Source organism: Cohaesibacter marisflavi, assembly GCF_963665895.2.
GTDB lineage: Bacteria > Pseudomonadota > Alphaproteobacteria > Rhizobiales > Cohaesibacteraceae > Cohaesibacter > Cohaesibacter marisflavi.
Genome location: NZ_OY762534.1, coordinates 1,536,620 through 1,563,007, shown reverse-complemented (window position 1 = coordinate 1,563,007; position 26,388 = coordinate 1,536,620). Strand labels below are relative to the sequence as shown.

The window sequence follows — 26,388 nt, the reverse complement described above, 5'->3', positions numbered from 1 at the left end:
CAATAAGAAAAACCAGCAAATGGGGAGCCGCAAAACGGCTCCCCCTTGAAAGAGAAATCCGCATCAAAGGAGAAAGACAATGAGCGTGACCCATTCCCTTCAAAGCCTTCGTGATAGTCTTAAGGCGTCTGACCGCATGCCGTTGGTCTTTCTTGGCCATGGCAACCCGATGAACGCTATCGAGGATAACATCTACAGCAAAAGCTGGAATCAGCTTGGCGAAACCTTGCCACGCCCCCAGGCCATTCTGGTGGTTTCTGCTCACTGGATGACCCAGGGCTCGACGCTCGTTGATGTGTCCAATCTGCCCAAAACCATTCATGACTTTTATGGTTTCCCCGATGAACTGTTCGCCCAGCAATATCCGGCTCAGGGTGATCCGAAACTGGCGCGTGATGTGGTTGCGCTACTGGCTAGCCACCATGCGCAGGAAGATGATACTTGGGGGCTTGATCATGGAGCCTGGACTGTTCTGAAGCATCTCTATCCAGAAGCCGATGTACCCGTGTTCCAGCTTTCCATAGACATGACCAAACCTCTGTCATGGCATCTGGAAATCGGCAAGACTCTTGCCCAGTTACGCAACCGTGGCGTCTTGATCCTCGGCTCAGGCAACGTGGTGCATAATCTGCGGGCTATGCGTTTTGGTGGCAAGGCACAGGACTTTGCATTGGAATTTGATACGCTGTTTACAGACAAGCTTTCGAACGGCGACTTCAAGGCGCTTGCGGACCCTAAAGAGCTGGGAACCCTGCTGCGGCTCGCCCATCCGACCGTAGACCACTATCTGCCTGCGCTCACCATCGCTGGGGCATCAGATAAAAAAGACGATCTGACCTTCATGACCGAGAGCATTGATCTTGGCTCCGTCTCAATGCGGTCTTTCATCTTCCACGGTGCCTGAGCCGCCCTCTGGGCAAAAACACACAAACACTCAAACACCAGATAAAAAGAACAACAGTCGCGAAAAGAAGTAACAAGAACAAAGCGAACAGAAAGAACAGGAGACACTCATGCTGATCGACGGAAAATGGACAAAAGACTGGCAGCCAGTACAGAAATCCGATAAGGACGGGCGCTTTGTTCGCCAGACCTCAAGCTTCCGCAACTGGATCACGCCCGATGGCGCTCCTGGCCCGACCGGGGAAGGGGGCTTTGAAGCGGAAGCCGGACGCTATCGCCTCTATGTGGCGCTGATCTGCCCATGGGCCTCTCGCACCCTGATTGCACGCAAGCTCAAGGGGCTGGAAGAGCTTATCCCGATTACTGTGGTCAACCCGACCATGACGGATCAGGGGTGGTCTTTCGGCGGCTATCCTGGAGCTGATGAAGATCCGCTCTTCGGCTCCACCTACATCCACGAGCTCTACACCCGCGCTGATCCGCATTTCTCCGGTCGTGCAACAGTGCCTGCTCTGTGGGACATGAAGCGTAACGTCATGGTCAACAACGAAAGCGCGGACATCGTGAGAATGTTCGATACGGCCTTCGAGCATATGGTGCCTTCTGACCTGCGCCTTTATCCTGAAGATCTGCACGAAGAGATCGATGCGCTCAATCCGGTGATCTACGACACGCTCAACAACGGGGTTTATAAAGCTGGCTTTGCAACAACCCAAGAAGCTTATGATGAGGCCGTTGATGGCGTGTTTGAAACGCTGGACAATCTCGAAGCCCGCCTTGAAGGAGATTACCTCTTTGGCGATCGCTTCACCGAGACGGATATCCGCACTTTTGTGACCCTGATCCGCTTTGATGCCGCCTATAATGGCATCTTTAAAACCAATCGCAAACAGATCAAGGACTATCCAAGGCTCTCGGCCTATATGGAACGGATCTTGCGGCTGCCGGGCGTCATCGACACTGTCAATATGGACCATATCACCCGTGGCTACTATTCCATCAAGGCCCTGAATCCGAACGGAATTCGCCCAACCGGTCCGGCCCATGTGGGCGCCCTGCTGAAGGCCGTTTCCTAAAACGCACGGGCGATGCTAAACAAAGCGCTGAAGCGATCGATTGCTTCTGGACAATGCTGCCTCCAGTGAGCATGATCGCTTCAGCCGTTCTGGCTAGAGAATTCTATGAGATATTTGAACAGAACAAGTTTAGAGGCCGCAAGTGACTAAGAAGACGAGCATTGGCAATTATCTATTCACGCGTTTGCAGGAAATGGGCATAGGACATATTTTCGGTGTGCCCGGCGACTTCACCTTGCAAATGCTTGATCAGATCGACGAAGTGGATGGGCTGAACTTTGTTGGCAATTGCAACGAACTCAATTCCGCCTACGCGGCTGACGGCTATGCGCGCCTGAACCGGATATCGGCCATGATCACCACCTATGGGGTGGGCGATCTTTCCGCTCTTTGTGGGGTGGCTGGTGCCTGCGCCGAGAATGTGCCGATGGTTTTCATTTCCGGTGCCCCTCCGCTTTACGCGATGGAAGGCCGCCTGCGCATTCACCACTCACTGGCCGAAGGCAACTTTGACAATGTCATGAACAGCGTACGCGAATTTACTGTGGCGCAAACACGTCTTACACCCGCCAACGCTGCCTTTGAAATTGATCGTATTCTCAAAATTTGCTGGATTGAACGTCAGCCTGTCTTCATCCAGATCCCATCCAACATTTCCCATCTGTTGATCGATGCGCCACAAGGTCCGTTGGATCTGTCCATTCCTCAGAGTGACAGCGAGAGCCTTGAAAGTGCGCTGGCACTGGTGCTCAAGCATTTGCAGCTGGCGGAGCGCCCGGCTGTTCTGATCGACATGGATGTGGACCGCACCGGCTACACCGATGCGTTTGTTCGTCTGGTGGAAAAATACAAAATCCCTTATGCGTCTTTCCGCTCGGGCAAAGCTATCTTAAGCGAAGCCTCTCCTTTGTTTGCTGGCATTTACAATGGCGCCGCCTCTGAGCCTCAGGTGCGCGAAATCATTGAGCAATCGGATTGCCTGTTCGTGACCGCACCAAGTTTCGTGGAAGCCAGCACCCTGCAATTTATCGATCAGATGCCTGCCGAAACGGTCGTCTCCATCAGAGGCCACAGCTCGACGATTGGCGGTGAGGTGTTTGAAGGCGTCATGGCGGGTGAACTGATCTCCCGTCTTGCCGATAGCATTGAAGAGCGGCCCGAGCCCTCGGTCGCCGTGCAAGACCAGACGGTGCAGCCCGTCGGGGTAGAAGCGAGCAGGTCGCTGACGCAAAGCCGTTTCTGGCCCATCATGGGGAATTTCTTTGAAGAGGGCGATGTCATTCTGGCAGAAAACGGCACCTCTAACATCGCCCTAACCGGGGTCAAATTGCCCGAAGGCGTAAGCTATCTATCGCAAATGGTCTGGGGGGCGATTGGCTACACGTTGCCGGCTTTGCTCGGCACGATGATGGCAAGACCAGAGCGTCGGCAGATCCTGTTTATTGGCGATGGTTCTTTCCAGCTCACCGCACAGGAGCTTTCAACCATTCTGCGCGAAGGGTTGAAGCCGATCATTTTCCTCATCAACAATCGTGGCTACACCATCGAGCGCTATATTCAGGGTATGAAGGCTACTTACAATGATGTGGCCAACTGGGATTATACGGCGTTGATGAAGGTTTTCGCACCCGAAATGGAAGCCTTTACAGCATCGGTGAAAACAGAAGGCGAGCTGGCCTCAGTGCTTGAACAATGCGTCAAGCAGGACTGTGCTTCTTTCATTGAGGTCCATCTCGACCCGTTTGATGCGCCTGAACCGCTCAAGATTTTTGGCCCCAAAACGGCAGAACTGGACTATGGCTCCCGTCGCGGACCGCGGAAGTAAGGCCGAACCATCACGCTTGCGTGGGAGTCTCTCCCACGCCCTTTCTGTCTTAGTGGCAGATGCCGAACAAAAGCAGCTCTTTGACGGCCTGCTTGGTTTCTTCCCATTGTGCATCATTAAGATCACTGCCCTCATTGAGGGTGGAGATCTGGTGCTTGAAATCTGCATAATGCTGGGTGGTCGCCCAGATGGTGAAAAGCAGATGCTTTGGGCTGATCGGGCGAATCTTTCCCGCCGCGATCCATTTGTGAATGACGTTGACGCGCTCTTCCGTCCAGGAGCGTAGCTCTGTTTCCAGATAGTCCTGCACGATGGGGGCACCCTGAATGATCTCATTGGCCCAGACCATGGAGCCATAGGGACGCGTTCTGGCCAACTCCATCTTGGTGTCGATATAGCTGCCCAAAGCTTCTCTCGGATCGGCATCTTCCACGATCTCATCAGCTGCAGCACGCCACACATTGAAGATGTCCTCTACCACTGTTCGGTACAGTAACTCTTTGGTAGAAAAGTAATAAACGACATTCGACTTGGGGAGTCCGGCTTCTTCGGCTATACGACTTATGGATGCCCCGTTATATCCGAACTGCGCAAAAATTATTTCTGCAGCAGTCAATATATTTTCGATATTCTGCGCCCTGTTTTTTTTCTGCTTCGTGTATTGTTGGGGTCTCATGAACTTGCCTGTTTTGTTAGTCTGTGCGGGCGCTGTAGTTATTTGAAAAATTAAGAAGTACTTTTGATTGTCCTGTAGATAAAACTAAAAGTATCCAAAAATACCTGCTGCAATTTTTGACTTTTCTTGTTCGTTTTTTGAGCATTTGCATGAATGTTTGGCAAACACTCAAAAACCTGACCGATCGTGCAGGAAAAATATTGACCGATCGTGCGGATAATGCAAGCGTTCTTACCACGAAAGAGGCGTTTGGCAAAAAAAATCGCAAAACAAAATGCAATCAGCCAAAAACGTTTTAAGGGGAATAGTGGGCTCAAACAGAGTTGAGGGGCGCGCGTGATGTATCACGTCGAGAATATCATCAACGGGATAAGTATATCTTCCAAATCGGAGCGCCTGAGTGCGATCTATAATCCTGCTACGGGAGAACAGATTGGCGCGTTGGCTCTATCGACTGATGATGAGGTGCATGCGGCTGTGGCTGCCGCCAAGGCAGCGCTTGCCGGCTGGGCAGCAACGCCGCCAGCCAAGCGGGCGCGCGTGATGTTTGCCTATCAGGCTTTGGTGCGCGAAAGGGCTGACGACATCGCTCGCGAAATCAGTCGCGAGCACGGTAAAACCCATGACGATGCCCTTGGCGAAGTGGCTCGTGCGTTGGAAGTGATTGAATTTGCCTGCGGTGTACCTGAGCTTCTGAAAGGCGAGTTTTCCCGCAATGTCGGTACCGGCATTGATACCCATTCCGAGCGTCAGCCGCTTGGCGTTGTCGCCGGCATTACGCCGTTCAATTTCCCGGCCATGGTGCCCATGTGGATGTTCCCGATGGCTATCGCCTGCGGCAACACCTTTGTTCTGAAACCATCCGAGCGCGATCCGTCCGCTGCCAACTTTGTTTGTGAACTGCTGATGGAAGCTGGTTTGCCGGAAGGGGTGATCAATGTGGTGCATGGCGATAAAAGCGCCGTGGACTGTTTGCTCGACCATCCAGATGTAAAGGCCGTCAGCTTTGTCGGGTCCACACCGATCGCCGAATATGTCTATAAACGGGGCACCGATAGTGCCAAGCGGGTGCAGGCGTTGGGTGGTGCTAAAAACCACATGATCGTCATGCCGGATGCGGATATGGATCAAGCGGCCGATGCCCTCATGGGCGCAGCTTTCGGGTCTGCCGGAGAGCGTTGCATGGCGGTGTCCGTCGCTGTGCCGATTGGCGAAGAAACCGCCACCCGTCTCGTTTCCAGTCTCAAGCCAAAGGTAGAGGCCTTAAAGATCGGGCCAGCTAGCGATGAGGCTGCCGAAATGGGCCCCGTGATAACGGCTGCAGCCAAGGAACGCATCGTCGGCTTGATTGATAGCGGTGTAGAGCAGGGCGCAGATCTGGTTGTCGATGGCCGTGGCTTTGAGCTGCAAGGCTATGAAAATGGCTATTTCGTTGGTGGTACCCTGTTTGACAAGGTGACCCCGGAGATGGACATCTACAAGACCGAAATTTTCGGGCCGGTGCTCTCTGTCATGGAGCCGCAAAGCTTTGAGACTGCGGTCGAGCTGATCAATATTCATGAATATGGCAACGGCACTGCGATCTTCACGCGCAATGGAGATGCTGCCCGTAAATTCGCCAGCCAGATCGAAGTCGGCATGGTCGGGATCAACGTGCCCATTCCGGTTCCGGTCGCCTTCCATTCCTTTGGCGGCTGGAAGCGCTCAAGCTTCGGCTCTCACGGCATTTACGGGCCGGAAGCCATCCATTTCTATACCAAATTGAAGACCACCACGACGCGTTGGCCCGAGGGACTGACCGAGGGCGCTGTATTCACTTTCCCAAGCTAGGGAGAGCGGCGGGGCCATACGCTCCTGGTGTAAAGAAAAGACTATAAGCGCCTGAAATATAACCGGATAACCGGATGGGGCGCACTTCCAGAATAGCCCGTTGGGCGCAATGAATTGACAGGGGAACCAGATCATGAAGAAGAATCTGCGAGTAGATGGAGACCGTCTTTGGCAGTCTCTGATGGATATGGCAAAAGTCGGTCCTGGCGTTGCCGGTGGCAACAATCGCCAGACCCTGACCGATGAGGATGCCGAAGGACGCGCACTGTTCAAACAGTGGTGCGATGATGCTGGCCTGACCATGGGCGTGGACAAGATGGGCTCCATGTTCATGACCCGTCCGGGCACCGATCCGGATGCCTTGCCGGTCTATGTCGGCTCCCACCTTGATACCCAGCCGACGGGCGGCAAATATGATGGCGTTCTGGGTGTGCTCTCCGCTCTGGAATTGGTGCGCATGCTCAATGACGCTGACATCAAGACCAAACATCCGATTTGTGTGGTCAACTGGGCCAACGAAGAGGGCGGGCGCTTCTCCCCGCCGATGTTGGCCTCTGGTGTTTTTGCTGGTGTTCATTCGCTAGACTATGCCTATGGCCGCAAGGATCTGGAAGGCAAGACCTATGGCGAGGAATTGAAGCGCATCGATTGGGTCGGCGAAGAAGAAGTGGGCGCCCGCAAGATGCATGCCTATTTCGAATATCACATCGAGCAGGGGCCTATCCTCGAAGCCGAGGAAAAGGAAATCGGCGTTGTGACCCATTGTCAGGGGCTGTGGTGGCTTGAATTCACCTTGACTGGCAAGGAAGCGCACACAGGGTCCACCCCGATGGCCATGCGCGTCAATGCGGGCCTTGCCATGGCACGCATCTTCGAGATGGTGCAAGAGGTGACCATGGCCGCTCAGCCGAACGCCGTGGGTGGCGTGGGGCAGGTAACCTTCTCGCCAAACTCGCGCAACGTGCTGCCGGGCACCGTTACCTTCACGGTCGACATCCGCACGGTTGATATCGAAAAGCTCAATGGCATGCGTGATGCCATCAAGGAAAAGGCCGCTGTTATCTGCGAAGAGCTGGGCGTTGGCTGCTCGGTGGAACAGGTTGGCCAGTTCGATCCGGTGACTTTCGACCCCACGCTGGTGGATCGCGTACGCAACGCAGCCATCGATTTGGGCTATTCCCACATGGATATCGTCTCTGGCGCCGGTCATGACGCATGCTGGGCTGCCAAGGTTGCGCCAGCTACCATGATCATGTGTCCTTGCGTTGACGGTCTTTCGCACAACGAAGCCGAAGATATCTCCAAGGAATGGGCCACCGCCGGGGCCGATGTGCTGCTGCAGGCGGTTCTGGAAACAGCCGAGATCGCGGAATAACAAGACCAAGGCATTAAAAGAAGCCAATAAAGAAGGCGCGGATTCCCAACTATGAACAGGGCTAAAGCCCGGTGGAATCCGCCCATGCAATTACCAGAACAAAGGGTTCCGGCATAGGCAAAGAAGCGCCGGAGCATTCAATACACCAAGGCAAGAGGCAGATCGTTCGCTTACCGGGAACGCCCGAACTGTATCCAGAGCAGATTGCTTCTTGGCATGAAAATTGAAGGGAACAGCACATGAGCAAAGTGATTAAAGGCGGCACGGTCGTTACCGCCGATCTGACTTATGAAGCCGATGTGAAAATCGAGGGCGGTGTCATCACCGAAATCGGTCCTGATCTTTCCGGCGATGAAATTCTGGATGCGTCCGGTTGCTATGTGATGCCGGGCGGCATTGATCCGCATGTGCATTTGGAAATGCCTTTCATGGGCACCTATTCCGCCGATGACTTCGCCTCGGGCACGCGTGCTGCCGTTTCCGGCGGAACGACCATGGTGGTAGACTTCTGCTTGCCTGATCCGGGACAGAGCCTGATGGACGCCCTGATGCGCTGGGATAACAAATCCACCCTTGCTACATGCGATTATTCCTTCCACATGGCCATCACATGGTGGGGCGAGCAGGTCTTCAATGAAATGGAGACCGTCGTGCGTGAGAAGGGCATCAACACCTTCAAGCATTTCCTTGCCTATAAAGGCTCGTTGATGGTCAATGATGACGAGTTGTTCGCTTCGTTCCAGCGATGTGCCGAACTGGGGGCTATGCCGCTGGTTCACGCTGAAAATGGAGATGTGGTTGCCTCCATGTCTGCCAAGCTGCTGGAAGAGGGCAATGTCGGACCAGAAGCCCATGCTTATTCCCGTCCGCCGGAAGTGGAAGGGGAAGCCACCAACCGCGCCATCATGCTGGCCGATATGGCAGGCGTCCCGCTCTATGTGGTGCATACCTCCTGCGAGCAGAGCCACGAAGCCATCCGCCGTGCCCGACAGAAAGGCATGCGCGTCTATGGTGAGCCGCTCATTCAGCATCTGACGCTTGATGAGAGCGAATATTTCGACAAGGACTGGGATCACGCCGCCCGTCGTGTGATGAGCCCGCCATTCCGCAACAAGATGCATCAGGATAGCCTCTGGGCAGGCTTGCAGGCCGGTTCTCTTTCCTGTGTGGCAACAGACCACTGCGCCTTTACAACCGATCAGAAGCGCTACGGCGTGGGTGATTTCACCAAGATCCCGAACGGCACCGGCGGCCTTGAAGATCGCCTGCCGATGCTTTGGACCTATGGTGTCGGCACCGGTCGTCTGACGATGAATGAGTTTGTTGCTGTCACCTCAACCAACATCGCCAAGATCCTCAATATGTACCCGAAGAAGGGCGCTATCCTTGTTGGGGCTGATGCCGATATCGTGGTTTGGGATCCCAAGCGCTCCAAAACCATCACTGCGGCCAATCAGGTATCCACCATCGATTACAGCGTCTTCGAAGGCAAGGAAGTCACTGGCCTGCCACGCTTCACCTTGTCGCGAGGCAAGGTGATGGTCGAGGAAAGCACATTGAAGACTGAAGAGGGTCACGGCGAATTCGTAGCGCGCCAGCCTTACACGGCAGTCAACAAGGCGCTTTCCACCTGGAAGGAACTGGTTTCGCCGCGTCCGATCGCCCGCTCAGGCATTCCGCCAAGTGGCGTCTAAGCGTAGCTCTGACGCACGCTGAGTCAACAAATAGCCTGCGGGTGCCTTATGCGTCCGCAGGATAGATTGAAGAATGACGATAACAAGCATACTCCGAACGGGAACAAGCAACGATGATGCACTCCGACTTCCATGTGGTCTCAGCCAAAGACCTCTGTCTGACCTTTCAGACCAATGATGGGCCGGTCCATGCGCTCAAGGATGTCAATTTACAAATAGACAAGGGCGATTTTGTCAGTTTCATTGGCCCGTCCGGCTGTGGCAAGACAACCTTTTTGCGTGCCATCGCTGCTTTGGAAAATCCCACCTCCGGCGAGCTGACGGTGAATGGTACGACGCCCGAACTGGCGCGAAAAGACCGCGCCTACGGCTATGTGTTTCAGGCCGCTGGCCTCTACCCATGGCGCACGATTGCGCGCAACATCAAATTGCCCCTTGAGATCATGGGCTTCACCAGAGCCGAGCAGAATGAGCGGGTCGAACGGGTGCTCAAGCTGGTGGATCTGGAAGGCTTTGGCAACAAGTTCCCATGGCAGCTTTCCGGCGGCATGCAGCAGCGCGCCTCCATTGCGCGCGCACTGTCATTCGATGCTGATATCCTGCTGATGGATGAACCCTTCGGGGCATTGGACGAGATCGTACGAGACCATCTCAACGAACAGCTTCTCAAGCTCTGGTCGAGCACGGGCAAGACCATCGGCTTTGTGACCCATTCCATTCCAGAGGCTGTTTATCTTTCTACCAAGATTGTTGTCATGAGCCCACGTCCGGGCCGTATCACGGATGTCATCGAGAGCACGCTTCCCAAGGACCGCCCGCTTTCCATCCGTGACAGTCAGGAATTCATCGACATTGCCCATCGCGTGCGCGAGGGCCTGAGAGCTGGTCATGGCGATGGAGCGAATGATGCGTAAGCTGTTTGCTGTTTTCACTGTCGTTCTGGTCATCGTTGCGATCTGGTATGCCGCCGCAGTGAAGATGAACGCCAAATGGGCCTATGATCAGGCCGCCCGCGCCAAGGTCGAGATCTCTTTCTCGGAACTGGTCAAAGACACCTGGGCGCAGGAGCGTCCGGTTCTGCCAGCGCCGCATCAGGTGATGACCGAGCTCTGGAAAACGACGGTTGGCAAGAAGATTACCTCCAAGCGGTCTCTTATTTTTCATGGCTGGATCACGCTTGAGGCGACCTTGCTGGGCTTTATCACTGGCACGTTGCTGGGCATAGCGCTTTCGGTTGGCATCATCTATATCCGCGCCATGGACATGAGCGTCATGCCCTGGGCCATTGCCTCCCAGACTGTGCCCATTCTGGCCATCGCACCGATGATCATCGTCGTGCTCAACTCTGTCGGCATTCAGGGCTTGATCCCCAAGGCGATTATCTCGGCCTATCTGAGCTTCTTTCCTGTGTTGGTTGGCATGGTGAAAGGCTTGCGCGCGCCCGATCATATGCAGATGGATTTGCTCAAGACCTACAACGCCTCCAAGAGCGACGCATTCTACAAGCTGCGCCTGCCGTCTTCAGTGCCTTATCTCTTCACCTCCATGAAGGTGGGTATAGCGGCCTCGCTGGTCGGTACCATCGTGGGTGAATTGCCAACCGGTGCGATACGCGGGCTGGGTGCACGTCTTTTGACGGGGTCCTATTATGGCCAGACCATCCAGATGTGGGCAGCGCTGTTCGCCGCAGCCCTGCTGGCAGCCGGCCTTGTGGCGCTCGTCGGATTGGCTGAGAAATCTGTTCTTAAGAAAATGGGGATGGTGCGATGACTCTGGTTTTGACTGCAATTGTCATCTGGATCGTGGCTTCATGGATCAATGTGAAGCTGTCCCGATCCTCGGCCCATAACACGCTTCTTGTGCGGTTTCTGGTGCCCTTTATTTTCGGCGTCACTATCATCGTGGCGTGGGAACTGCTGGCGCGTGGACTTCAAATCCCGTCGGTCATCCTGCCGCCGCCATCGGCCATCGCCACGCGCTTTGCTGCATCTATCGACATCCTGTGGCTCGATTTCGTGCAGACCTTTGTAAAGGGCGCGCTGACTGGCTATATCATGGGCTGCGGAGCGGCTTTCCTGACGGCGATCCTGATCGACCGCGTCCCTTTCCTGCAGCTTGGCCTGCTCCCGGTTGGCAACTTCGTGGCCGCGTTGCCCATTGTTGGTATTGCGCCAATCCTTGTCATGTGGTTCGGCTTTGACTGGCATTCCAAGGCAGCCGTGGTCGTGGTGATGGTTTTCTTCCCCATGCTGGTTAACTGCGTGCAGGGACTTTCAGATACAGGCAGCATGCAGCGCGATCTGATGAAGACTTATGCGGCGAGCTACGCCGATACATTGCTCAAGCTGCGCCTGCCTGCGGCAATGCCATTCATTTTCAATGGTCTGAAAATTTCCACCACCTCGGCGCTCATCGGCGCGATTGTGGCTGAATTCTTTGGCTCTCCGATTGTCGGCATGGGATTTCGTATCTCAACCGAGGTCGGCAAGCTCGGGCTCGATATGGTCTGGGCAGAAATTACGGTTGCGGCTATCGCCGGCTCTCTTTTTTATGGAGCTGTGGCCGTAATCGAAAAAGGGGTGACTTTCTGGCATCCCTCTCAAAGGGGCTAAAAGACCCCATTTAATAACCTAAGAAAAGCAACACCTTAACCAAAATCCTTAATGGAACACCAAAGGGAATAGAAGATGAGAGACACTTTCAAGACTTTTGCGATTGGCGCATGTGCAGCTGCCTCGATCTTTGCAGCCACCGGAGCCAACGCGGCAGATGACTTTACCCTTCAGCTGAAATGGGTGACTCAGGCCCAGTTTGCCGGCTATTATGTTGCGCTGGAAAAGGGCTTCTATGAAGAAGAAGACCTCAATGTCACCATCAAACCGGGCGGTCCAGATATTGCTCCCACGCAGATCCTTGCTGGTGGCGGTGCTGATGTCGTGGTCGACTGGATGCCATCCGCTCTGGCTGCTCGCGAAAAGGGCCTGCCGCTGGTGAACATCGCTCAGCCTTACAAATCCTCCGGCATGATGCTGACTTGCCTTAAGGAAAGCGGCGTAAAGACCCCTGAAGACTTCCCGGGCAAAACCCTTGGTGTCTGGTTCTTCGGCAACGAGTATCCATTCCTCAGCTGGATGAGCATTCTGGGCATTCCCACCGAAGGCGGTGATGATGGCGTAACCGTCCTCAAGCAGGGCTTCAACGTCGATCCTTTGCTCCAGAAACAGGCTTCCTGTATCTCCACCATGACCTACAACGAATATTGGCAGGTGATTGATGCTGGCATCTCTGAAGATGAACTGATCACCTTCAAATATGAAGACCAGGGCGTTGCAACGCTGGAAGACGGCCTCTATGTGCTCGAAGACAAGCTGGCTGACGATGCCGAAGTCGACAAACTAGCCCGCTTCGTGAAAGCCTCCATGAAAGGCTGGAAATGGGCGGAATCCAATCCCGATGAAGCCGCCGAGATTGTTCTGGAATATGACGAAACCGGTGCCCAGACCGAAAAGCACCAGAAGCGTATGATGGCCGAAGTTGCCAAGTTGACCGCAGGCTCCAACGGCGCTCTTGATCCGGCCGACTATGAGCGCACCGTCAAGACCCTGATGAGCGGCGGTTCTGCTCCGGTTATCTCCAAGGCACCAGAAGGCGCCTGGACCCACAAGATTACCGATCTGGCTCTGAAGTAAGCCAGCTCAGCAATAAAGTGGTCTGACTTGATCCGCATCCGGGTTTGTCTCGGATGCGGAGAGAGAGAGCCCCAAAGGCACCGAACAATAAAAGACATCTGATACCGTGCAGGCTTTCCGGGGCATATGGACCGGTTTTGCGCGAACAGGACCGCTTTGTCTCAATTTCAGGGCAGGTAACCCTGTCAGGAGATTGTTCGAAACAGTTTGATTTTTCAAAAAGGGCATGTGCGACAAGATGCTGGTACAGAGTGAACGCAACAGTCGATCTCATGAAGTTTATGCGGCCCTCTCAACGGGAACCCGCGAGCTTTATGATAAAGCGCGATATCTGCAAAAGGCCGATCTGAAAAGCCTGATGGCGCGGGCCTGTGTCATTCGTGAGGCGCGTTGGGGCCGCACTGTGACCTATTCGCGCAAGGCTTTTGTTCCGCTCACCAACATGTGCCGGGATACCTGCGCCTACTGCACCTTTGTCAAGCATCCCGACCATCCCGACGCCAATATCATGTCGCCCGAACAGGTGCTGGAAACGGCACGCAAAGGTGAGGCGCAAGGCTGCAAGGAATTGCTCTTCAGCTTGGGAGAAAAGCCTGAATTGCGCTATGAGCGCGCAAGGGCTGCACTCTCTCTGCTGGGCTATGAAAGCATGACCGACTATCTGGCGGATATGTGCGCGCTGGTGTTGGAAGAAACCGCCATGCTGCCCCACGTCAATGCGGGCACGCTCAGCGATGAAGAATTGGAAAAGCTGCGCCCGGTTTCCGCTTCCATGGGCATGATGCTCGAAACCATCTCCCGTCGTCTGATGCATAAGGGCGGGGCGCATTATGCCTGTCCGGACAAGGTGCCCTTGCAGCGCCTGCGTACGCTGGAGAGGGCAGGGGAACGCAAGGTGCCCTTTACCACCGGCCTGCTCATTGGTATCGGCGAAACATGGGAAGAGCGCATAGAGGCACTCCACGCCATCAATGAGAGTCACAAGCGCCACGGTCACATTCAGGAAGTCATTATCCAGAATTTCCAGACCAAACCAGATATCGCCATGGCGCACCATAAGGAACCCGGCCTTGAGGATATGCTCAGAACCATCGCTGCCGCTCGGCTCATTCTGTCGCCCGATATCAGCTTGCAGGCGCCACCAAATCTTAGCGCCCGCCACATCGCCTATCTCGATGCAGGTATCAACGACTGGGGTGGCATCTCACCGGTTACCATCGATTTCATCAATCCCCAGCATGTCTGGCCGCAAATCGATGTCTTGGCCGAGAGCTGCAAAAGCGCTGGCTTTGCGCTCAAGGAACGCCTTCCCATTTATCCCGACTATTTGAAACGGGGCTCCGCATTTTTAAGCCCTCAACTGCAAGACCGCGTCGCTGCAATGGCTGCACGCGACGGTCTGGCTCAAGAACAACGACACCTGATGCAGGGAGAATAAGATCATGACCAATGAAATAGTAAATTATATTGAGAATGATATTGAGATTGATGCGTCTGCTATCTCCCATCCCGTCAGAGATGTTCTTGATAAGGCATTGGAAGGGCGTGAGATTACGCAAATGGAGGCTGTCACGCTGTTCAAGGCAAATGGGCATGCCGACAAGCAGGCGATCTATCACACCGCGGATCTGTTGCGCCAAAAAGCCAATGGTGATCTGGTGACCTTTGCCGTCAACCGGAACATCAATTTCACCAATGTCTGCTATATGGGGTGCAAGTTCTGCAACTTTGCCAAACGCGCCGACGAAGAAGATGCCCAATGGCACTCGGTGGAAGAGGTGCTACGCCGCTGCCATGAGGCCTGGGACCGTGGCGCGACCGAAGTCTGCATTCAGGGTGGGCTCCACCCCAAGCTTCCCGGCACCTATTATGAAGAGCTCTGCCGCGCCATCAAGGCCGAGCTCCCGGATATGCATCTTCATGCTTTCTCGCCCTTTGAAGTCTGGTATGGCGCATCGAAAAGCCGCAAGCCTTACCGAGAGTTTCTGCAAGGGCTTAAAGATGCCGGTCTGGGCACCATGCCGGGCACGGCCGCTGAAATTCTTGATACCGAGATCCGCAAACAGCTGACCAAGGACAAGCTCAGCACGGAGAAATGGGTCGAGATCATCCGCACCGCTCATGAGGTTGGCATCAAGACAACTGCCACCATCATGTATGGCCATATCGACGCGCCGGAGCATTGGGCTGCACATATCGATTTATTGCGATCCATTCAGAAAGATACCGGCGGCTTTACCGAATTTGTGCCGCTGTCCTATCAGCATGTGGGCACCGCTCTCTATTCCGAAAATCCGGGCAAGGTGCGCATGGGGCCGAGCACGGATGAAATCGACAAGATGCATGCGGTTTCCCGCATCATGCTGCATGGGTTCATTGACAATATTCAGGTCTCCTGGACCAAATTGGGGCCAGACCATGCCATGGCCATGCTCAACCGTGGCGCCAACGACATGGGCGGAACCTTGATGGAAGAGAGCATCTCGCGCGCCGCCGGAGCTGATCATGGGCAAGAGATCACGGCCTATGAACTGACGCAGATCGTACGGGCGTCGGGGCGCACGCCAGCGCGCCGCTCAAGCGATTATCGTATTCTGGATATTTACGACGATCATGACCCGCAACCGCTTGCACCGCTGATCGAGCGGGGTGACAAGGATCCTCTCGACTTCCTCAAGATGTTCCCGGATGCCTCCTCGGGGCTGGAGGCGGCCGAATGAGCGAGAAACAGAAGCTAAAGGTTACCCTGCTGGCCGGCGGGGTCGGCGGGGCGAAGATGGCCGAAGGCTTTGCTTCGCTGGAGGACGTCGATCTCACTATCATCGGCAACGTGGCTGATGATGAGGCGTTTCACGGTCTGTGGGTATCACCGGATATCGACACCATGACCTATACCCTCTCGGGCAGGATCAACCGTCAGCAGGGCTGGGGGCTGGCGGACGAAGGCACACGCGCGCTAGAGACTCTGACAAGCTTGGGCGAAGATACATGGATGATGTTGGGGGACAGGGATTTCGGCCTGCATATCTACCGCACCATGCGCAGAATGAAGGGGGATAGGCCGAGCGATATCGCCGCCGATGTGGCCAAGGCCTTCGGCGTCAAATCCAAAATCCTGCTGCCAACCAACGATGTGGTTCAAACGCGGGTCAAGACGGAACAGGGTTGGCTCAGTTTCCAGGAATATTTCGTCAAGGAAAAATGCGCCCCCGCTGTCAAGGCGCTGGAATTTGCTGGTATCGAAGAGGCGAGCGCAACACCTGAAGCTCTGGAAGCCATTGCGAGCGCAGAACTGCTGGTCATTGCACCCTCAAACCCGCTGGTCAGCATCGAACCGATCCTTGCCATCAAGGGCATTCGCGAGGCCTTGAAAAAGCGTGCAGTGCCGTCCATCGCTGTCAGTCCGCTAATTGCCGGAAAGGTGGTCAAGGGACCTGCTGACAGAATGATGAGCGCTCTGGGGATGCGCGCAGACGCTGTTGGTGTGGCCACCCGCTATCTGGGGCTCGCCGATATCTTGCTGATTGATCATCAGGATGTGGCTCTGTCTGCAGAGATCTTGGACCTTTCCATCGAGCCTCACTGCACGGACATCATGATGAAGGATATGTCTGACAAGATGCGGCTCGCCTCAGAAATTGTCCAACTCGACAGAGATCAAGGGCAGAATGGAGCGGCGGCATGAGCGAACGAGTGCTGGTCCTCATTCCCATGAAGGCACCCACGCAAGCCAAGTCACGCCTCAAAACTGTGTTGAGCGATAGGGAGCGCTCGGCTTTGGCTCTGGCTTTGTTCAAGGGTGTTGTGGCGCAAGTCATGGGGGCCGTCCAAAGCATCAAAAAGGCTGGCAATCCTCACAAGGTCATTGAAATCGCGGTCGTCTCGAGCAGCAAGACTATCGAAGACATCGCCGCTGACCTCGGGATCATCTATCTGGCGGAAGAGGCTGGAGCCGGTCTGGTCGCTGCGGTGGAAGAAGCTGCGGCAAAAGCCAGTTGGCGCGGCTATAAGCGCCTGTGCATTCTTCCCGGTGATCTAGCCGACCCATCGGCTTCAGACATTATGCGGCTGCTTTCATATCCGGTAGACGAGGGGACGATAGCCCTTTGTCCGTCACAGGATTTGGGGACCAATGCGCTGGTCGTAACCCTGCCAAGTCCGATGCCTTTTGCCTTCGGACCAGAGTCTTTCACACGACATTTCAGTCTGGCTGCGGACCGTGGGCTCATGCCGGTCATCCTGCCGCTCAAGAGCCTGCGCCGGGATATTGATACCCTGGCCGATCTGGATTATCTCGATGACAACCGGACCCTCGGCATCATGAGCAGGGAGGAAGCATGACAGATAGCATGGCGTCTTCTCTTTGCATCACCGCCATCCCCAATGTGCCTGATATTGTCGAGGGCGACGATCTGGCGGCGATTGTTGGCGATTGCCTTTTGGCAAGCAGACATATGCCCGTTGAAGGGGACATCCTTTGCGTAGCGCAAAAGATCTTTTCCAAAGCTGAAGGCTGTATCTATCCGCTTTCGACCATTACGCCATCGCCCGAAGCATTGCGTTACGCCGAAGAGCTGGGCAAGGACCCGCGCAAGGTGGAAATCGTGCTGCGGGAAAGCGCCGAAGTTGTGCGTGCCTTCCGCCACCCCGGTCAAAGCGAAGGCACCATGATTTGCCGCCACAGGCTGGGCTTCATTTCGGCCAATGCCGCTGTTGATGAATCCAACATTGCAGAAACGGATGCCGCCATGACGCTGCCGCCGGACCCCGACGCGAGCGTGGTTGCCATGCGGGACGCGCTGGAAGCTCGCTTCGGCTGTCGCATTGGTGTGGTGATGACAGACACCTTTGGTAGGCCTTGGCGCATCGCGCAGGTCAATGTGGCCATAGGGCTGGCTGGTGTGCCTGCCACCTTGCGTGAGCAGGGCAACGAAGATGCATGGGGCCGCACAATGAAAGTGACTGAGGCGGCCTTTGCTGATGAGCTGGCAGCTGCCTCCGGTCTCGTGGTCAAGAAGGCTGCAAAAACACCCCTCGTTTTGTTCCGTGGGCTCGACTGGAGCCCGTCCCGGAGCAAGGCCGAGGATCTGTTGAGAGGAAAACAAGAGGATATGTTCAGATGACGATCGCAATCATTGGCGGCACAGGGCCGCAAGGGCAGGGGCTTGCCTTGAGATTTGCGCGCGCCGGTGTGCCAGTGGCTCTGGGCTCGCGTGATGCCACGCGTGCCGCGGAAATCGGCGTTGCCCTGCGCGCGCAGTTGGACGCCGCCGCCGCTCCAATTACGGGTGTTGCGAACGAGGAAGCCGTTATGATGGCTGATGAGTTGGTCATTCTCGCGGTGCCCTTTGCTGGCCACAACGCCACGCTGGCAGCGCTCAAGCCGCATCTGGAAGGCAAGATCCTTGTCGATATCGTCGTGCCTCTGAAAGAGGGCGACCCGAAAAAGGTCGAGATGCCGCCCGAAGGCTCGGCGACAGAAGCAGCCCAAGCGCTGCTTGGGCCGGATATTCCCGTCGTCGGGGCCTTGCACAATGTGTCCGCAACCACGCTGAAGACCCTCGAATGGGATATCAACTGCGATATTCTGGTGTGTGGCAATTCGCTTCCCGCCCGCAAGAAGGTCATGGCGCTGGTCGAGACGCTCGGTGTCGTCGCTTACAATGCTGGCGACGCTGAAGCTGCTCGCTGCATCGAGGCGATCACGCCCATTCTCATTCGCATCAATATTTCCAAGCAGGTGCCCTTCACCCATGCCGGTGTGAAGATTCAGGCCCCGGCTCACTGATAAACAGAACAATCACCAAACCGACCTTTGAAAAGACTTGAAGAACAAGGACAGGAGAGAGAGATGGAATTCGGTATTTGCTTTAAAGGCTTCGTCGAGCCCAAGCGTGCCCGCGCCCTTGTGCGACAGGCCGAGAACGCCGGCTTTACCTATTGCTGGTTTTACGATAGCCACATCCTTTGGCGCGAAAGCTACATGGCGATGGCCATGTGCATGGAGCACACGACCAAAATGCGCTTCGGTCCATGCGTGACCAATCCGAACACCCGTGACTGGTCGCTTGCTGCTTCGATGTTTGGCTCTCTTGCCAAGCAGTCGGAAGGCCGGTTCGACATTGGCCTTGGCCGAGGCGATAGCGCAGTGCGTGTCATGGGGCTCAAGCCCGCACCGCTGAAGCGTCTGGAAGAATTCACCCATGTGGTCAAGGCCTTGGTGCGCGGTGACGAAGCGCAATATGGCGAATGCCCCGAGCCGGTCAAATTTCCTTGGGCTGAGGGTTATGAACTGCCAATCTGGGTGGCTGCCTATGGTCCAAAAGCGTTAAGCTCCGCCGGACGGGTTGGGGATGGTCTCATCCTGCAGATCGCCGAGCCAAGCATTGTCAAATGGCTGGCAAGCACGGCCATCGCAGAGGGCGAAAAAGCTGGCCGCGACATGTCCAACTTCAAGGTCATGTCCGCCGCGCCAGCCTATTTCGGCACGAAGGAAGAATGCATCGCCGCAACCCGCTGGTTCCCTGCCATGGTGGGCAACCATGTGGCTGACATCGTTGAGAAATACGGCACAGAGCGGGACGATATCCCCGAAGCGCTCACCGCCTATATCAAGGACCGAAAGGGCTATGACTATTCTAAGCATGGCCAGAGCGATAATCCGTATCTTGATTTCATTACTGATGAAATTATTGAGGGCTTCAGTGTTCTGGGCGCTGCCGAGCAACATATCGCCAAGCTTGGTGTTTTGAAGGACGCGGGCGTCACCCAGTTCAATATCTATCTGGACAACGGTAAGGAAGAACAGATCATCGCTGAATATGGCGAGAAGATCATCCCAGCTTTTGAGGCCTGATAGAATAGAAAAACACGGACTGGTTCGATAAGGGCTGGTTAAACTCGGGGCGGGTCTTTGCAGATCCTGCCCCTCTTTTTATGACCACATATGAGAGCCTTCTTTTGGGCTCTGTAGGCGAGATGGGCTCTCAGGCGTGCAGATTCTCATGCCCTTTGGTGGTATCGACCAGCTTGGCTTTCTGCTCGAATCCATCGTCTTTGGTCAGTTCGGCGACATGCAGCAGGGTCGTCATGATCCGTTCGCGCTCAGTGTCGGGTAGATCGAAATAATGCCTTGCAAATGTGTCCCCCAGCGGCGAAGGCGCCTGCTCCAGAAGGGCTTTTCCTGCATCGGTTAGGGTTGAGATCACCACGCGGCGATTGTTTGCGGGCCGAATACGCTCGATAAGCCTTTTTGCGGCCAGTTTGTCAAGAATACCCAGCACGGTCGGCGGTGACAGATCGACCTGTTTCGATATGGCACTCCCGGTGGGGTCTCCCAAATCGCGCACACAGCGCAGAATGATGAGTTGGGGCAGGGTCAGCCCGCTTTTCTTGTTCAGGAAGCGGGAATGGATATCAAGGGCTCTGGCGATCGTGCGGATGGATTGAAGCACGACACGCATTTCTTCATTCGGCGTCATTTTTACTATCTATTTTTTGATGGAACCAAATTTTGTCCAAACTGTTGTATATTAAAGATTAGTGTACTAATAATTACTAGTCAAACAATCAGAAGGAGAATGATAGAGCTTATGTGTGGTATTTGCGGCGAAGTCAGATTCGATGGATCCAGTCCTAATGTTGAAAAAATCGAGTCGATGACAGACCGCCTGGCCTCAAGAGGGCCAGACGCATCAGGGACTTTTTTCAGAAACAACATGGGCATGGGCCATCGACGATTGAAAATCATCGACCTGTCCGATGCATCGGCGCAGCCGTTTGTTGATCAGTCAACCGGCCTTGCGATGGTCTTTAATGGCTGTATCTATAATTACCCAGAGTTGCGGTCCGAGCTGGAAGGCAAGGGGCACACATTCAAATCCTCTGGCGATACCGAGGTCATTCTCAAGGCATGGGCCGAGTGGGGCGAGGACGCTATTCCGCGCCTTCAGGGCATGTTTGCCTTTGTAATCCATGAAGAGCTGAGCGGGCGAACCATTCTGGTGCGCGACCGCTTTGGCATCAAACCGCTCTATCTAAACGAAAGCGACAAGCATCTGCGCTTTGCTTCTTCGCTGCAGTCTATTCTGGCTGGTGGCGATGTAGATCGTTCGATCGACCGAGTGGCGCTTCACCACTATATGACATGGCATGCTGTCGTGCCGGCGCCGCGCACCATTCTGGAAGGTGTGCGTAAGCTGCCCGCTGCAACCATTCGCATTGTCGAGGCTGATGGCACTTCCAGTGAGAAACAATATTGGGTGCCTACCTTTGAACGCTCTCAGGAAGATGAAGAGCGCAGCGAAGAAGAATGGTGTGACCTGTTGCTCGATGGCCTGCGCACCTCGGTTCAGCGTCGCATGGTATGTGACGTGCCGGTTGGTGTGCTGCTTTCGGGTGGCGTGGACAGCTCCATGATCGTTGGCCTGTTGGCCGAACAGGGGCAGACGGGCCTTTCCACTTATTCGATTGGCTTTGAAGATGCCAATAACGAAAAGGGCAACGAATTTGAATATTCGGACCTGATCGCCAAGCATTATGGTACCAACCACCACAAGATCCACATCCCCTCCAGCGAGATGATGGAAAATCTGCCTGGCGCCATCAAGGCGATGTCCGAACCGATGGTTTCCTATGACAATATCGGCTTCTATCTGTTGAGCCGCGAAGTCGCCAAATCGATCAAGGTCGTGCAGTCCGGGCAGGGGGCAGACGAAGTCTTTGGCGGCTATCACTGGTATCCACCGCTGCAGGCGACCTCCAGTCCGGTAGAAAGCTATGCACTTTCCTTCTTTGACCGGAACCAGAAAGCCATGGCGAGCCATCTCAATCCGGACTATCTGGCCGATCACAATGCCAGCCTGGCCTTTGTCGCCGAGCATTTCTCTCGTCCGGGCGCGCCTGATCCGGTCGACAAGGCCCTGCGCCTTGATACCAACGTGATGCTGGTGGACGATCCGGTCAAGCGCGTGGACAACATGACCATGGCCTGGGGGCTTGAGGCGCGTGTGCCTTTCCTTGATCATGAAGTGGTCGAGCTGGCTGGCCGCATGCCAAGCCGTCACAAGCTTGCCCATGGTGGCAAGGGCGTACTCAAGGAAGCCGCGCGAAAAGTCATTCCTTCAGCAGTGATTGACCGGCCCAAGGGCTATTTCCCTGTTCCGGCGCTCAAATATATCGAAGGGCCGTATCTGGAAATGGTCAAAGATGCTCTGACTTCGCAGGCGGCTAAGGATCGTGGCATCTTCCAGCAGTCTTATCTGGATACATTGTTCGCCGCACCATCGGATCATATCACACCGCTGCGTGGGTCCGAGCTGTGGCAGGTTGCGCTTCTGGAAATGTGGTTGCAGGCACTGGAGGATTAGGGCCATGTCTACTGATCGTGAAAAGTCCAAACCATTGGGGCAGCACCGACTGCGCCGTATCAGGCAGGAAGGGATGAGTACACTCTACTCATCCCACAAGCTCACGCATCAGAATGTCGCTCTGGATTGCGGCTGGGGGCGTCTGATCTTCGGCAACACGTTTGAAACCCCTGAGGATCTGATAAACGAGATGCGTAAGGAGCGGCCGGATCAGCGCGATATCGCATTTTACGTTCGCGACCCGCATGTGGTACTGGCGCAGGCTCCGCAGGAATATTTCCTCGACCCATCCCACACCTATCGGCTGGATCTTTCTGTGTATCGGCCAGCACGGCAACGCAAAACGACGTTTCATATTCGTCGCCTCTCCACGCAAGCCGATGCTGATGCGATCAATACCATTCTTGCCGAGCGTGGAATGGTTACGGTGCCTCCAGAATTCTTTTGGTCCCACAGGGATGCCGGAACGGTAACTATGTTGGTGGCTGAAGATGCACAAACGGGCGAAATACTGGGGTCTGTCATGGGCGTTGATCACGCCAAGGCCTTCGATGATCCCGATAAAGGGTCATCGCTCTGGTGTCTGGCTGTCTCGCCGAGTGCTCCGCATTCCGGATTGGGTGAATCTCTCGTGCGTCGCCTGGCCGAACAATTCAAGGCACGCGGTGCTTCCTATATGGATCTCTCGGTGCTCCACAATAATGAGCAGGCGATTGCCCTATATGAGAAATTGGGGTTTCGCAGGGTCAATGTCTTTGCGGTCAAGCGCAAGAACGAGATCAACGAAAAGCTGTTCGTTGGCGAACAGACGGAAACCGAGCTCAACCCTTATGCGAAGATCATCGTCAATGAGGCGCTGCGCCGTGGAATCCATGTGGAAGTCAACGACGCTGCCAATGGTTTTTTCCGTCTCAGCCACGGCGGGCGCTCTGTCCGCTGTCGCGAATCCCTGACCGATTTGACCAGCGCTGTGGCGATGTCCATTTGTGACGACAAGCGCATGACACGCAATGTGGTGGAAGCCGCTGGTGTGCGCGTGCCCGAACAGCTTGAATATAGTGATGATGAAGCTCTGAAGGCCTTTTTGGAAAAGCATGAGCAGCTGGTGGTCAAACCGGCAAGAGGCGAGCAGGGCAAAGGCATTTCCGTCGGCCTGACCAAGCCTGCAGAAGTGCGCGAAGCCATCGAGAGAGCCGCTCAGGTCTGTGAGGATGTTCTTCTGGAAGAATGCTATCAGGGCCATGATCTGCGACTGGTCATTATCAACGACAAGCTCGTTGCCGCAGCCTTGCGTCTGCCCGCTCGCGTGATCGGCGATGGACGCAGCACCGTTGAACAGCTGATTGAAAAGCAAAGCCGTAGACGATCTGCCGCTACCGGTGGAGAGAGCGTTATTCCCAAGGATGCGGAAACGGAACGCTGCGTCGCTTTGGCTGGCTACGAAATGGATGCCATTCCCGAGGCTGGTGTGGAGCTAATGGTGCGTAAAACCGCCAATTTGCACACCGGCGGCACGATTGTCGATGTGACCGAAGAAGTGCATCCGCAGCTCGTCTATGCTGCCATTCAGGCGGCCAAAGCCATTGATATCCCCGTAACGGGTATTGACTTTATGGTCAAAGATCACAGACAACCGGATTATGTATTCATCGAAGCCAATGAGCGGCCAGGCCTTGCCAACCATGAGCCTCAGCCCACGGCAGAGCGGTTTGTCGATCTTCTTTTCCCAAGGTCCATGCCTGCATCTGCGCGACAGGAGCTTCAGAATCGAGAAACAAACTCAACCTGACCGAAGGTTTGAGCAATGGAAAGAGCGTGAGTGATGACAATGCTGGCGATAGACACGGAATATCTGCAGAAAACCCTTGATAAGCTTCTGTCCATCCCCAGCCCTACTGGCTACACCGACTCGATTGTCCGCTTTGTGACGAGCGAGTTGAAGGAACTGGGGCTTGAGGCCTCTCTTACCCGACGCGGTGCGATTTGTGCCATAAGGCAAGGGTCGCGCCGTAAGGGGGCTCGAGCCATCGTCACGCATCTGGATACACTGGGAGCACAGGTCAAGGCCCTCAAGGAAAATGGCCGACTGGCGCTTGTGCCGGTTGGTCACTGGTCAGCGCGGTTTGCCGAAGGCGCACGGGCGACCATTTTTTCCGAAGAAGGGGCCTATCGCGGCACGATCTTGCCTCTCAAAGCATCCGGGCACACCTTCAATGAAGAAGTCGACACGGCTCCAATCGGCTGGGATTATGTGGAGCTGCGTGTTGATGCTTTGGCGCGCAATTTCGAGGATTTCGAGCGTCTCGGTATCGAGGTTGGCGATATCGTCGCCATTGATCCGCAGACAGAATTTATCGACAACGGCTTCATCGTTTCACGTCATCTGGATAACAAGGCCGGTGTAGCCGTGGCGCTCACTGCGCTCAAGGCCATGAAGGACGCCCATCAGGTGACGCCGGTCGATATCCATTTTCTGTTCACCATTGCCGAGGAAGTCGGGGTGGGGGCATCGTCGGTTCTGACGCCGGAAGTCGCTTCCATGATCTCTGTAGACAATGGCACCTCTGCGCCGGGGCAGAACTCTTCCGAATTTGGTGTGACCATCGCCATGGCAGATCAGACCGGCCCGTTTGATTATCATCTCAATCGCAAGCTGGTCAGCCTCTGCAAGGAAAATGATATTCGCTACCAGAAGGATATCTTCAAATATTACCGTTCGGATTCGGCCAGTGCCATAGAGGCGGGGGCAGATGTGCGCACTGCGCTGATTACCTTTGGTGTCGATGCGTCCCACGGCTATGAGCGCATCCATATGCATGCCTTGCGTTCGCTTTCAGAGCTGATCACCGCCTATGTTGGCAGTCACGTTGAGATACAGCGCGACTTCGAGCCAACAACCGAGGGGATCGTAGGCTTTACCAAGCAGCCGGTTGATGAGGCCGAACAATATCTGACCAAGGATGCGGACAACGATGATCTCGGCCCGCAAGCCTGATCGTCCGTGTCAGTCAAAAACCACGCGCGGGAAGTAGAAGGATACCACCCAGTTGGGGGCGTCCACCACTTCGCTGACGCGCAGATCGCCACAAACCGAGCAGAGCATATAAGCGTCCACCGCAGACATGCCATGCTCGGCTGTAATCAGATCGATCATACCAGCAACAGCATCTCTGGCGCCACTCATCAGGTCAGGGCCAACCCCGGTGGTGACTTCATAGCCTTTGCTGTCGAGGTGATTGCTCACAGGACCCGGAGTGGTGAAACGTGGCATCTTGAGTGGTGACTGCTTTATGAGGTCGAAGGTCAGAACGATATTCATCGGGCTTTCAATGGCTGTGCCACACACTTCACCATCGCCTTGTGCAGCATGCGTATCACCAACCGAGAGGAGCGCACCTTTCACTTCGACCGGCAGATACAACACGCTGCCTGCACTCAGATCCTTGATGTCCAGATTGCCGCCAACCCGACGCGGCGGGATGATGTCGTGGCGGCCGCTGGCCGCTGGCGCATTGCCCATGGTGCCTGCGAAAGGCTTGAGCGGAACGCGTGCATTGGGCGCATAAAGGGCAGGGGTCAGACCTTCGCCGTCATAGTTCCAGATATGCAGGGCTGGTTCGGTGAACTGATCCGCCAATAGACCAAAACCGGGGATGTTGGCCGTCCAACCAAAGCCTGAAGGGACGAACTGTTCGATCTTGACCTTCAGTATGTCGCCAGCTTCTGCGCCTTCAATATAGACCGGTCCCGTCACCGGATTGACCTTGGAGGCATCGCGTGCCATCAGATCATCAACCGTGCTGGAGCGGATGATCTGTCCGGCCGATGCGTCAATGCAGGTGAATTCAGCCGTCTGACCCGGCATGATACGCGCTACCGGCTCAATGGAATTATCCCAGCCAAAATGATGATGTGCCGCGTGGATGGTATAGTCGCAGAATTGGCACATATG

Annotated in this window: 23 protein-coding genes and 1 pseudogene; 20 read left to right on the top strand and 4 right to left on the bottom strand. The window is 55.1% G+C overall.

Annotation, left to right across the window (positions count from 1 at the left end):
- Positions 1 to 79 precede the first annotated feature (79 nt).
- From ygiD to ACKPCT_RS08180, 3 genes are all read left to right on the top strand, one after another.
- Positions 80 to 904 (top strand): 4,5-DOPA-extradiol-dioxygenase, encoded by an 825-nt coding sequence (gene ygiD, locus ACKPCT_RS08190; protein ID WP_090068526.1) that lies wholly within the window; start codon positions 80 to 82, stop codon positions 902 to 904.
- 109 nt (positions 905 to 1,013) lie between these two features.
- On the top strand, positions 1,014 to 1,979 hold the full coding sequence (locus ACKPCT_RS08185) for a glutathione S-transferase family protein (protein WP_319568921.1): 966 nt from the start codon (positions 1,014 to 1,016) through the stop codon (positions 1,977 to 1,979).
- A 142-nt stretch (positions 1,980 to 2,121) separates the two neighbouring features.
- Positions 2,122 to 3,804, top strand: coding sequence for an alpha-keto acid decarboxylase family protein (locus tag ACKPCT_RS08180; RefSeq protein ID WP_319568920.1), 1,683 nt, complete (start codon positions 2,122 to 2,124; stop codon positions 3,802 to 3,804).
- 49 nt (positions 3,805 to 3,853) lie between these two features.
- Here the strand turns inward: ACKPCT_RS08180 and ACKPCT_RS08175 are convergent, their stop codons facing one another.
- Both ACKPCT_RS08175 and ACKPCT_RS08170 read right to left on the bottom strand, forming a co-directional pair.
- Positions 3,854 to 4,264, bottom strand: coding sequence for a TetR family transcriptional regulator C-terminal domain-containing protein (locus ACKPCT_RS08175; protein ID WP_244544580.1), 411 nt, complete (start codon positions 4,262 to 4,264; stop codon positions 3,854 to 3,856).
- 87 nt (positions 4,265 to 4,351) lie between these two features.
- Positions 4,352 to 4,480 (bottom strand): annotated as a pseudogene (locus ACKPCT_RS08170) (hypothetical protein); the annotation flags it as partial.
- Positions 4,481 to 4,819: 339 nt separating this feature from the next.
- On the opposite strand from ACKPCT_RS08170, the gene ACKPCT_RS08165 reads away from it, so the two are divergent.
- The 14 genes from ACKPCT_RS08165 (at position 4,820) to ACKPCT_RS08100 (ending at position 19,924) form a co-directional block, all read left to right on the top strand.
- Positions 4,820 to 6,310 carry a CoA-acylating methylmalonate-semialdehyde dehydrogenase gene (locus ACKPCT_RS08165; RefSeq protein ID WP_319568919.1) on the top strand — a complete coding sequence of 497 codons (1,491 nt, stop codon included), beginning with the start codon at positions 4,820 to 4,822 and terminating at the stop codon, positions 6,308 to 6,310.
- Between the two features lie 133 nt (positions 6,311 to 6,443).
- Positions 6,444 to 7,685, top strand: coding sequence for a Zn-dependent hydrolase (locus tag ACKPCT_RS08160; protein ID WP_319568918.1), 1,242 nt, complete (start codon positions 6,444 to 6,446; stop codon positions 7,683 to 7,685).
- A 239-nt stretch (positions 7,686 to 7,924) separates the two neighbouring features.
- Complete coding sequence (gene hydA / locus ACKPCT_RS08155; protein WP_090068541.1) at positions 7,925 to 9,379, top strand: dihydropyrimidinase; 1,455 nt, start codon at positions 7,925 to 7,927, stop codon at positions 9,377 to 9,379.
- 113 nt (positions 9,380 to 9,492) lie between these two features.
- The gene (locus tag ACKPCT_RS08150; RefSeq protein ID WP_090068543.1) at positions 9,493 to 10,293 is read left to right on the top strand and encodes an ABC transporter ATP-binding protein; all 801 of its coding nucleotides are present in this window, start codon (positions 9,493 to 9,495) and stop codon (positions 10,291 to 10,293) included.
- Positions 10,268 to 11,149: an ABC transporter permease gene (locus ACKPCT_RS08145; protein WP_210186627.1), complete on the top strand. Its 882-nt coding sequence runs from the start codon at positions 10,268 to 10,270 to the stop codon at positions 11,147 to 11,149. The genes ACKPCT_RS08150 and ACKPCT_RS08145 overlap by 26 nt, the downstream gene beginning before the upstream one ends.
- Complete coding sequence (locus tag ACKPCT_RS08140; protein ID WP_319568917.1) at positions 11,146 to 11,991, top strand: ABC transporter permease; 846 nt, start codon at positions 11,146 to 11,148, stop codon at positions 11,989 to 11,991. Before ACKPCT_RS08145 ends, ACKPCT_RS08140 begins: the two co-directional genes overlap by 4 nt.
- A 75-nt stretch (positions 11,992 to 12,066) precedes the next feature.
- Positions 12,067 to 13,068, top strand: a complete 1,002-nt coding sequence (locus ACKPCT_RS08135) for an ABC transporter substrate-binding protein (protein WP_319568916.1) — start codon at positions 12,067 to 12,069, stop codon at positions 13,066 to 13,068.
- Positions 13,069 to 13,306: 238 nt separating this feature from the next.
- Positions 13,307 to 14,506 carry a 7,8-didemethyl-8-hydroxy-5-deazariboflavin synthase CofG gene (gene cofG, locus ACKPCT_RS08130; RefSeq protein ID WP_319568915.1) on the top strand — a complete coding sequence of 400 codons (1,200 nt, stop codon included), beginning with the start codon at positions 13,307 to 13,309 and terminating at the stop codon, positions 14,504 to 14,506.
- 4 nt (positions 14,507 to 14,510) lie between these two features.
- A complete protein-coding gene (cofH, locus tag ACKPCT_RS08125) occupies positions 14,511 to 15,788 on the top strand; it encodes a 5-amino-6-(D-ribitylamino)uracil--L-tyrosine 4-hydroxyphenyl transferase CofH (RefSeq protein WP_090068548.1) in 1,278 nt (425 codons plus the stop codon).
- Positions 15,785 to 16,753, top strand: coding sequence for a 2-phospho-L-lactate transferase (gene cofD / locus ACKPCT_RS08120; protein ID WP_319568914.1), 969 nt, complete (start codon positions 15,785 to 15,787; stop codon positions 16,751 to 16,753). Before cofH ends, cofD begins: the two co-directional genes overlap by 4 nt.
- On the top strand, positions 16,750 to 17,409 hold the full coding sequence (gene cofC / locus ACKPCT_RS08115; RefSeq protein WP_319568913.1) for a 2-phospho-L-lactate guanylyltransferase: 660 nt from the start codon (positions 16,750 to 16,752) through the stop codon (positions 17,407 to 17,409). The genes cofD and cofC overlap by 4 nt, the downstream gene beginning before the upstream one ends.
- A complete protein-coding gene (gene cofE / locus ACKPCT_RS08110; RefSeq protein WP_319568912.1) occupies positions 17,406 to 18,191 on the top strand; it encodes a coenzyme F420-0:L-glutamate ligase in 786 nt (261 codons plus the stop codon). The genes cofC and cofE overlap by 4 nt, the downstream gene beginning before the upstream one ends.
- A complete protein-coding gene (gene npdG / locus ACKPCT_RS08105) occupies positions 18,188 to 18,856 on the top strand; it encodes an NADPH-dependent F420 reductase (protein WP_090068554.1) in 669 nt (222 codons plus the stop codon). The genes cofE and npdG overlap by 4 nt, the downstream gene beginning before the upstream one ends.
- Before the next feature lie 63 nt (positions 18,857 to 18,919).
- Positions 18,920 to 19,924 carry a TIGR03842 family LLM class F420-dependent oxidoreductase gene (locus ACKPCT_RS08100; RefSeq protein WP_090068556.1) on the top strand — a complete coding sequence of 335 codons (1,005 nt, stop codon included), beginning with the start codon at positions 18,920 to 18,922 and terminating at the stop codon, positions 19,922 to 19,924.
- 130 nt (positions 19,925 to 20,054) lie between these two features.
- Here ACKPCT_RS08100 and ACKPCT_RS08095 read toward each other — a convergent pair whose 3' ends face one another.
- Positions 20,055 to 20,549, bottom strand: a complete 495-nt coding sequence (locus ACKPCT_RS08095) for a MarR family winged helix-turn-helix transcriptional regulator (RefSeq protein ID WP_319568911.1) — start codon at positions 20,547 to 20,549, stop codon at positions 20,055 to 20,057.
- Positions 20,550 to 20,660: 111 nt separating this feature from the next.
- Between ACKPCT_RS08095 and ACKPCT_RS08090 the strand changes: the two genes are divergently transcribed.
- The 3 genes from ACKPCT_RS08090 to ACKPCT_RS08080 are packed head-to-tail and all read left to right on the top strand — an operon-like array spanning position 20,661 to position 25,431.
- Positions 20,661 to 22,436: an N-acetylglutaminylglutamine amidotransferase gene (locus ACKPCT_RS08090; RefSeq protein WP_319569401.1), complete on the top strand. Its 1,776-nt coding sequence runs from the start codon at positions 20,661 to 20,663 to the stop codon at positions 22,434 to 22,436.
- A gap of 4 nt (positions 22,437 to 22,440) precedes the next feature.
- Positions 22,441 to 24,225 (top strand): N-acetylglutaminylglutamine synthetase, encoded by a 1,785-nt coding sequence (ngg, locus tag ACKPCT_RS08085; protein ID WP_090068562.1) that lies wholly within the window; start codon positions 22,441 to 22,443, stop codon positions 24,223 to 24,225.
- A gap of 33 nt (positions 24,226 to 24,258) precedes the next feature.
- The gene (locus ACKPCT_RS08080) at positions 24,259 to 25,431 is read left to right on the top strand and encodes an osmoprotectant NAGGN system M42 family peptidase (protein WP_319568910.1); all 1,173 of its coding nucleotides are present in this window, start codon (positions 24,259 to 24,261) and stop codon (positions 25,429 to 25,431) included.
- A gap of 9 nt (positions 25,432 to 25,440) precedes the next feature.
- On the opposite strand, the gene ACKPCT_RS08075 is transcribed toward ACKPCT_RS08080, so the two are convergent.
- Positions 25,441 to 26,385 carry an acetamidase/formamidase family protein gene (locus ACKPCT_RS08075; protein ID WP_319568909.1) on the bottom strand — a complete coding sequence of 315 codons (945 nt, stop codon included), beginning with the start codon at positions 26,383 to 26,385 and terminating at the stop codon, positions 25,441 to 25,443.
- Between the last annotated feature and the right edge of the window lie 3 nt (positions 26,386 to 26,388).